Source organism: Actinomadura sp. 6K520 (genome assembly GCF_004349245.1).
In the GTDB taxonomy this organism is placed as follows: domain Bacteria; phylum Actinomycetota; class Actinomycetes; order Streptosporangiales; family Streptosporangiaceae; genus Spirillospora.
The window spans coordinates 54367-62709 of sequence record NZ_SMLC01000023.1 but is presented as its reverse complement, the minus strand read 5'-3'; the positions used below and the strand labels follow the sequence as shown (position 1 = coordinate 62709).

The window sequence follows — 8343 nt, the reverse complement described above, 5'->3', positions numbered from 1 at the left end:
GGGTCGGTGGGTCAGGGGCCGGTGGGTCAGGCCAGGGCGGGCTCCGACGCGGAGCGGCTGTGGACGACCCTGTAGGTGTTCCAGTCGTGCTCGGTCGTCAGGGAGTTCCGCCTGTCCTGGTTCTTGCGGCGCGCGGCGGGCCGCTCGTCCTCGGCCATACCGCGGAACGCGTCGTACGACTCCTTGCCGTCCCACTGCGAGTAGACCACGACGAAGTCGTTGTCCCTGCCGACGGTCGAGAGGCCGCCGCGGTCGAGGCCGCGGGACCGGATGCCCCGCAGCACGCTCTGCGAGCGGTAGCCGGGCGTGTCCACCAGCCAGTCGTGGGACGACCCGACCACGCTGATCAGCTCGTCCTGGTCGGCGGGGTCCACGCCGAGCACCTCGAGGACCGTGTAGTCCTCGCGGCCGGGGGAGACCTCGGTGACGTCGCCCTGGGACGGGTGGCGCCGGCTCAGCTCGACCTCGGTCTGCATCAGCCGCACGTAGGTCGTGATCTCCTCGAAGACCGGCACCGTGCGGTGCTTGAACTCGTCACCGGCATAGCGCGACTCCAGGTCCTCCTTCCCGCGCCACTGGATGAAGTTCGCGGTTCCCGGCCGGTCCTGCCCGCGGTGCACGGTGCTGGAGATCCAGCCGGGGAACGCCGCCGTGTCGACGATCGCCCGCATCTCGCTGACCAGCCGGTCCACCTGCTCGTGCGTCTCCGTGCGGAACAGGTTGATGACCGTCAGGTAGCCGTCTTCGGGATTGATGAATGGCATGTCCGACCTCACGTCCTCGGTTGTGGTGGCGTCCTCGGGTCTGTGGTGGCTAGAGCCGTGCGCCCGCCGCGGCGGGCGCCGCGGGCCGGTGACTCCCGTGCGGCCGGCCGAACCAGCGGGCAAGGGCGTCCGGCAGGCCGGAGGCGCGGGAGCCGCGGGAACCGATCCAGGCGAGGTGACCGTCCGGCCGTACCAGCGCGGCCTCGACTTCGGCGAGCGCGCCCGCGGGACGCGAGGCCGTGGTGACGACGTCGATCCGGTCCGCCCACGGTTCGGCGGCGGCGCGGACCTCGGCGTCGCCGCGCAGGTCGAGGAGGATGCCGCGCCCCGCGTGCAGGAGCCGGAAGGCGCTCGTTTTCCCGGACGGGCCGGAGCCGCTCACGAGCTCCACGTCCGGCAGCCGCCGGCCGGCCAGCGGATGGTCGCCCTGCCCGACGTCGTACCGGATGTCCAGGCCGGTGACCATGCCGACCAGCCGCCGCTGGACCTCCTCGTACGCCAGCAGCTCGGTCAGGACCTCCCGCATGGGGTTCATGTCGTCGGCACCGAGGTAAAGGGTGCGCTGGGCGAGCGTGTTGTTCAGGATGCCGGCGGCGACGGGGTGCCGCTCGGAGTGGTAGGTGTCCAGGAGGTCCCCGGGCGCGTGACCGTTGAGCACGGCGCCGAGCTTCCACCCCAGGTTCATGGCGTCGCCGATCCCCGCGCTCATTCCCTGGGCGCCGATCGGCAGGTGGATGTGCGCGGCGTCGCCGAGGAGGAACACCCGTCCCCGGCGGTACTCGGCCGCCTGGCGGCTCGAATCGGTCGTGAAGCTCGTCCACAGCGGCCGCGCGCCGCCGATGTCCTCGCCGGTCAGCCGCTTCCAGGCGGCGGCGATCTCGGCGAAGTCCGGGGCGCCGTCGCCCTGCCGCCTCATGCCGCGCTCGTACACGATGACGCGGTTGGCCTCCGGGCCCAGCGGCAGCACCATGACCATCCCGCCGGGCACCCGCTCCCCGGAGAAGCGCGGCCGCAGGGGGCACCCGGTCACGTCCGCGAACCACAGCTCGACGGTCGGGTCGGTGCCGGGGAAGTCGATGCCGGTGAGTTTGCGGACGGTGCTGCGCGCTCCGTCGCAGCCCGCCACGTAACGGGCACGCAGGCGCTTGCGGCCCTGCGGGGTCGCGACGTCCACCTCGACGCCGTCGTCGTCCGCGGCGAGCCCGACGACCTCGTGCTCCCGGTGGATCACGGCACCGAGTTCGGTGGCCCACCCGGCCAGCACCTCCTCGGTGCGCGACTGGGGGATGCCCCGCGCCCCGTAGGAGCCGCCTTCGACCACCCGGTAGTCGATGGGCAGCCCGCCGAAATGGCCGAAGGGAATGGTCTGCACATCGCCGAAGCGAGGCAGCAGCCCCCGCTGGTCGAACTCCTCGATGGCGCGGGCCGAGAAGCCGAGGGCGCGGGACTGCCTCATCGGCTCGGCCAGCAGGTCCAGGACGACGGTCCGGACGCCCGCCAGGCGCAACTCCCCGGCCAGCATGAGCCCGGCGGGGCCCGCCCCCACGACGACGACGTCCGCGTCAAAGCCTTGCATGTCTCTCTCCACCTTCCGCGCGCCTTGCCATTCCGATCGCGGCCTTTCCGATCGCGGCCTTTCCGGGCGCGTCACGATGCCGCGCGTCTCCCGGCGCCCTCGGCGTGCTCCTTGGCGAGCCGCAAGGTGGCCAGGCTGTTGCCGCTCAGGGCGTTCCGGACGAAGTCCTGCGCGGCCCGCACGTCCGCGTCGTCGCCGAGCACCTCGGGGATGCGCTCGGTGTTGATCCGCACGGTGTGCCGCGACGTCACCGACACCGCTCCGCCGTGCCGCTCGATGATCCAGCGGCCCGTGTGCAGCGTGAGCAGTGCGGGCAGGACGGTCTGCTTGTAGGCGATGCTCGTGTACGGCTGGCACACGCGCACGGACCGCGTGGTGTGCACCTGCCCGTCCTTGGTCCTCGTGTCCATCTCGAGGATCTGCAGCCCGGGCGTGTCCTCCTCCAGCGACACCCTGGCGACGTGGGGGAGGCGCCGCGTCCAGTGCTGGGCCTCGTTGAGGAAGTCGTAGACGTCCTGCACGCCGCCGTCGACGCTGACCGTGTCGTCGAACGTGACGAGCCGGTCGGGCCCGGCCAGCTCCGCGCTCTCCTTGAGCGCGTGCAGCTCCGCCTCGCTGTTGCGGTCGACCGCCCGGCTGATCCAGTCGAGATCGGCGGGGTCGCCGCTCGCCGCGAAGAAGTCGTGGAGCAGGCGCACCCGGCAGGCGGTCCCGGAAAGGGGCTCCACCACCCATTCGCCCCCCATGCCGCCCACCGGGTGCTGGGACCGTTCCTGGCGGAACGAGACGCTCCTGCGCTCCGGGTCGTGCTCGCGCCGGGACGTCCACGTCTTGGCGGTGCCGTTCGCGGTCGCCCAGAGCCGGATCAGTTCCGAGTCGCCGTCCCGTTCGACGCATTCGGCGTGCACGGTCGGGGGGAAGATCTCCGGCCACGTGCCGACGTCCGCGATCAGCGCGTACACCTGCTCGGCAGGAGCGTCGATCTCGATCTCGTGTTCCGTTTCGCGCATCGTGCTCGTGGTCACGCTTGTCCTCCTCTGGGTTCGGAGCGTCCTACCGGCGGCTGGGCGCCTATCGGGCGGACGCTGGCACTCGGACGTCGTGGTCCTTCCGGGCCGCGCCGAACCAGCGCCGCAGGGCGTCCTGGAGGTCGCCCCCGTCCGGCGCGGCCCAGGCGACGTATCCGTCGGCGCGGAGGAGCACCGACTCGGTCGGCGCGCCGTCCTCCTCCGGTCCGGGCGGGAAGTCCCGCACCTCCGCCACGTCGACGCGGTCGGACCAGCGGGCGGCGGTCCGGGCCGTCTCGCCCGAGGCGTCCGCGGTGATCAGGACGCCCCGCGCCGGGTGCAGCAGCCGCGCGATCCGGTCGCGCCCCCCGTCGGCGAGCTCCAGTTCCCGGTCGGGCATCCGCCCGCCCAGCAGCGGGTGCCGCCCCGCAACGCCCATGTCGTAACGGACGTCGAAACCGCTCACCATGCCGATCAGATGCCGCGCCACCGCGGGGATCGTGCTGAGCTCCCCCATGACGTTCCGCAGCGGCTCGACCTTGTCGTCGTTGAGGTTGAGCGTCCCCTGGGCGAGGGTGTTGAGCAGGACCCGCGCCCCCACCGGGTGACGTTCGGCGTGGTACGTGTCGAGCAGTCCCTCGGGGGCCCGGCCCGTGACGGTCGCGGCCAGCTTCCAGCCGAGGTTGAAGGCGTCCTGCGCGCCGACGCTGAGCCCCTGCCCGCCCGCGGGCAGGTGGATGTGCGCGGCGTCCCCGGCCAGCAGCACCCGGCCGCGGCGGTACTCGGTGGCCTGGCGGGTGGCATCGGTGAAGCTGCTCACCCAGCGCGCCTCGCCGTGGTGGATGGAGTCGCCGGTCAGCCGCTGCCAGGCGTCCGCGAGTTCGGTGAACCCGACCTGGCGGCCGGTGAACGTCACCTGGTCGCCTTCGTCCGGCGGGCTCTCGTTCTCGCACACGATGATGCGGGTGTAGCCGTGCTCCAGCGGCGCCGCCATCACCATGCCGTTCGGCAGCAGCTCGCCGATCCTCCGGGGCCTGATGTCGCAGCCCCTGACGTCCGCGAGGAACATCTCGCGGGTCGCGTCGGCCCCGGCGAAGTCGAAGCCGGCGAGCCGCCGGACGGTGCTCCGCCCGCCGTCACAGCCGACCAGGTAGCGGGCGGTGCACTCCGCGGGGCCGTCCGGCCCCCGGACGAACGCGGTGACGCCGTCCCCGGTGCTCTCCAGGCCGGTGAGCTCGTAGCCGCGGCGCACGTGCGCGCCCAGCTCCAGCGCCCACCCTTCGAGCATCTCCTCGATCTTGTACTGGGGCGCGTTGCGGACGCCGAAGTGCGCCCCCGCCAGGATTCCGTAGTCGATCGGGACGCCGCCGAAGTGCCCCCGCCTGGTGATCTCGGGGTTCTCCAGGCGGTCGAGGAGCCCGCGCTGGTGGAACATCTCGGTGGCGCGTGCGGTGAAGCCGATGCCGCGCGACTGCCAGCCCCGCTCGGTCAGCCGCTCAAGGACGATGACCTCGGCGCCGCCCAGGCGGAGCTCGCCCGCGAGCGTCAACCCGGTGGGCCCGGCGCCGACAACGATTACGTCGGTTTCCATTATCTGTCCTCAGCTTCGAGTGGGCCTTCTCCGAGCGGGCCTTCTCCGAGCGGGCCTTCTCCGAGTGGGCGGCCGCCGGCCGCCCGCACCGGGATTCAGGCGGGTACCGCCTCGACGATCGAGACCGGGCACGTGGTGGGGACGACCCCGGTGACCTTCAGGCCGGCCTTGGCGAACAGCTCGGTGTACTGCGGCAGCGTGCGCTCCTTCGCGCCGAGCAGGTGGAGCAGCCACAGGTCGATGACGTTGCCGATGTGCCGCTCGTTGCCGCCGTCGAGCACGTACTCGACCAGGAGGAGCCTGCCGTCGGGGGCGATGGCGTCCCGCACGTTCCTCAGGACCGTGAGGCACTCGGGCTCTGGGAAGTCGTGCAGGACGTGCTTGAGCACGTAGGCGTCCGCGCCCGCCGGCAGCTTGCCGAAGCCGCTGCCGTTCTCGATCTCGACCCGCTCCGCGACACCGGCGGCCTCGAAGACCGACGCCGCGTCCGCGGACGCGGCCTCGGACTCGACCAGCACGCCCCGGGAGCCCGGCGCCTGCGCGAGGATCCCCGCCAGCAGGCCGCCGCGCCCGCCGTTGACGTCCACGATCGTGCGGAACCGCGAGAAGTCGTACGCCGCCAGCACCGGATCGGTCTCCGAGGCGGAAATGCTGCCCATGCCCTGGAAGAACACGGCGGCGTACTCGGGGTTGGCGCCGAGGAAGTCGTACGCGCCCATGCCCCTCAGCTTCGGCAGATTGGCCTCACCCGTGCGCACGGAGGTGAGCAGGTGCCCCCACTCCTCCCAGAGCAGCGGGTGACCCATCAGGACGGCCATGCCGCGCATCGAGTCCGGCGCGTCCTCGCGCAGCGCGCCGGCCATGGGCGTGAGCGCGAACCGGCCGTCGGGCTCGACCGCGAAGACCGAGTAGCCGGACAGCGTGCGCAGCAGCCGGTGCGTCGCCTCGGGGTCGCTTCCCACCCGCCCGGCTATCTCCGCCGCGGTCAGCGGTCCGTCGCCGAGGACGTCGGCGATGCCGAGCTTGGCCGCGACCGAAATCGCCTGAGTGATCACCGCGCCCTGAATCAGGTCGAGCAGCGAATACGCGGCGGATTGGTCCCGCACCGTGGGCAATGCGGACATGTTCGCCTCCTGGATTGGTAGCCTCTGGTGCCCGACCATAGATTCGCGCTTTTTCTGCCCGCAACTTCCGCCCGGCCCTGTTCAACCGCGTGATGTTCAACCGGAGAAACGGGTCCGGTTGAACCGAGCGGGAATCTATCCGCGCTCGACCGAGATTAGCGAGCACCCTGCCAGGCTGCCATGACAAAAGTCCTACGAAGGGATAGGCGGAATGGCGGACAATGGACAGCAGGTTGCGCTGATCACCGGTGGGACCAGCGGGATCGGCCTGGCGATCGCGGAGGCGCTCGCGGGCCGCGGCTGCAAGGTCTTCATCGGCTCGCGCACGCCGGAGGCCGTCCAGGAGACGGTGGGCAAGCTCCGTTCGAACGGGTACGAGGCCGACGGCGTGGCCGCGGACGTCCGGCGCCCGGAGGACGTCGCGCACCTCGTCGGCGCCGCCGTGGAGCGGTACGGGCACATCGACGTCCTGGTGAACAACGCAGGCCGCAGCGGCGGCGGTGTCACGGCGGACATCGCCGACGAGCTCTGGTACGACGTCATCGACACCAACCTGAACAGCGTCTTCCTCATGACCCGGGAGGCGCTCCGGTCGGGGCGGCTGCTCGAACGCGGCCGGGGACGGATCATCAACATCGCGTCCACCGGCGGCAAGCAGGGCGTGGTGCTCGGCGCCCCCTACTCCGCCTCCAAGCACGGCGTCATCGGCTTCACCAAGGCGCTGGGCCTCGAACTCGCGAAGACCGGCGTCACCGTCAACGCCGTCTGCCCCGGCTACGTCGAGACCCCGATGGCGGAGCGGGTGCGGCAGGGTTATGCCGCGCATTTCGACACCACCGAGGAAGCGATTCTGGAGCGTTTCCAGGCGAAGATCCCACTCGGCCGCTATTCCACTCCCGAAGAGGTCGCCGGCCTCGTGGAGTATCTGGTCAGCGACGCCGCCGCGCCCGTGACGGCACAGGCGATCAACGTCTGCGGAGGACTCGGAAACTACTGACGTCCCATCCTCGATCTCGCGAACGAAGCGGACTCGCGAACAAGCGATCTCGCAGTGAAGGCGGTGGAGCGCAAAATGCAGAGCACCCTGATCGTCGCGCGGATGGAACCGCGGTGGCAGCCGGAGGTCGCGCGGCTGTTCGGCGAGTTCGACCGGACGGACATGCCGGACCGCATGGGCACCCGGCGCCGCGAGCTGTTCACCTACCAGGGCCTGTACTTCCATCTGCAGGACTTCGACGACGAACACGGCGACGACCGGATCCTCCAGGCGCGGACCGACCCCCGCTTCATCAAGATCAGCGACGACCTGAAGGGCTACATCGCGGCCTACGACCCGCTGACCTGGCGCTCGCCCGCCGACGCCATGGCGACCCGGTTCTACCACTGGGAGCCGGGCGGCTGACGGCCGGAGCCGTCACGACGTGACCCGCGAGCGCGTGGCGCTCGCGGGTCACGTCGTCGCGGACGGCTCAGGCCGCGAACGGGTCACGTCGTCGCGAAGCCGGCCAGGACCCGGCCGAGGATGTCCATCTCGATGCGGTGCCACGAACCGGGCAGCTGCATCCCCCAGCCGTTGGGCAGTGCGGCCGCGGTCTCCCGCGCCGCCTCGCGCAGCCAGTCGCCGGTGTTCTCGCTGTTGACGACGAGCGCGGGCGTCCGGAGGGAGGCCAGCCGTCGCGCGGGGACCTCGAAGTCGCCGCAGATGGCCGTGTCGTAGAGGAGCGTGTGGGCGTTCGCCTCGTTCGTCGCCCACAGGGGGGTCTGCCGCCAGTTCGCGATCATTTCGGGGTCGAGCCACATCATCTCGGTGAGGAAGTACTCCGCGGCCTCGCCGCGCCTGCCGTCCGCCACCAGGGCGCGGAGGGTGTCCGCGAAGTCGGCCGGGGGCTTCGGGTTGTCCCCGACCCGGTAGAACGGCTCGTGCAGCCCCAGTTTGGTGATCGGGGCGCCGGCCAGCGCCGCCTCGATCGCCAGGTTCGCGCCGCAGGAGCCGGCGAACACCACCGCCTGGCCGCCGGCCTCGTCGATGACCGCCACGAGATCCTCGATCTCCCGCTCGACGGCGTAGTCGGGCGAGTCCCCGCTCTGCCCGCGTCCCCGGCGGTCGTAGACATAGGTGGTGCAGTGCGGCGCCAGCTCGGGCACCAGCGACTCGAAGATCGTGTGGTCGCGGAACGCCCCGTTGAGCAGCACGATCGGCGGGCCGTCACCCGCCTTCTCGTAGGCGATCGTCGTGCCGTCCCGCGAAACGACCTTGCGCATGACGCCCTCCTCGTGGCGA

8 protein-coding genes are annotated in these 8343 nt (G+C 71.4%); 2 read left to right on the top strand and 6 right to left on the bottom strand.

The genetic code is table 11. From position 1 onward, the window contains the following. Positions 1 to 26: 26 nt before the first annotated feature. The 5 genes from E1289_RS09115 to E1289_RS09095 form a co-directional block, all read right to left on the bottom strand. Complete coding sequence (locus E1289_RS09115; protein WP_131977372.1) at positions 27 to 764, bottom strand: antibiotic biosynthesis monooxygenase; 738 nt, start codon at positions 762 to 764, stop codon at positions 27 to 29. A 49-nt stretch (positions 765 to 813) separates the two neighbouring features. Further along, positions 814 to 2340, bottom strand: a complete 1527-nt coding sequence (locus E1289_RS09110) for an FAD-dependent monooxygenase (RefSeq protein ID WP_131977367.1) — start codon at positions 2338 to 2340, stop codon at positions 814 to 816. Between the two features lie 71 nt (positions 2341 to 2411). After that, positions 2412 to 3365 carry an aromatase/cyclase gene (locus E1289_RS09105; RefSeq protein ID WP_279487126.1) on the bottom strand — a complete coding sequence of 318 codons (954 nt, stop codon included), beginning with the start codon at positions 3363 to 3365 and terminating at the stop codon, positions 2412 to 2414. Between the two features lie 46 nt (positions 3366 to 3411). Then, positions 3412 to 4938, bottom strand: a complete 1527-nt coding sequence (locus tag E1289_RS09100) for an FAD-dependent monooxygenase (RefSeq protein ID WP_131977364.1) — start codon at positions 4936 to 4938, stop codon at positions 3412 to 3414. 95 nt (positions 4939 to 5033) lie between these two features. After that, positions 5034 to 6062, bottom strand: a complete 1029-nt coding sequence (locus tag E1289_RS09095; protein WP_131977362.1) for a methyltransferase — start codon at positions 6060 to 6062, stop codon at positions 5034 to 5036. 211 nt (positions 6063 to 6273) lie between these two features. On the opposite strand from E1289_RS09095, the gene fabG reads away from it, so the two are divergent. Beyond that, positions 6274 to 7059 carry a 3-oxoacyl-ACP reductase FabG gene (fabG, locus tag E1289_RS09090; RefSeq protein ID WP_131977359.1) on the top strand — a complete coding sequence of 262 codons (786 nt, stop codon included), beginning with the start codon at positions 6274 to 6276 and terminating at the stop codon, positions 7057 to 7059. Between the two features lie 75 nt (positions 7060 to 7134). Further along, on the top strand, positions 7135 to 7464 hold the full coding sequence (locus tag E1289_RS09085) for a TcmI family type II polyketide cyclase (RefSeq protein ID WP_131977356.1): 330 nt from the start codon (positions 7135 to 7137) through the stop codon (positions 7462 to 7464). 83 nt (positions 7465 to 7547) lie between these two features. Here the strand turns inward: E1289_RS09085 and E1289_RS09080 are convergent, their stop codons facing one another. Beyond that, entirely contained in the window at positions 7548 to 8324 is a 777-nt protein-coding gene (locus tag E1289_RS09080; protein ID WP_131977353.1) for an alpha/beta hydrolase, read from the bottom strand. Positions 8325 to 8343 lie beyond the last annotated feature (19 nt).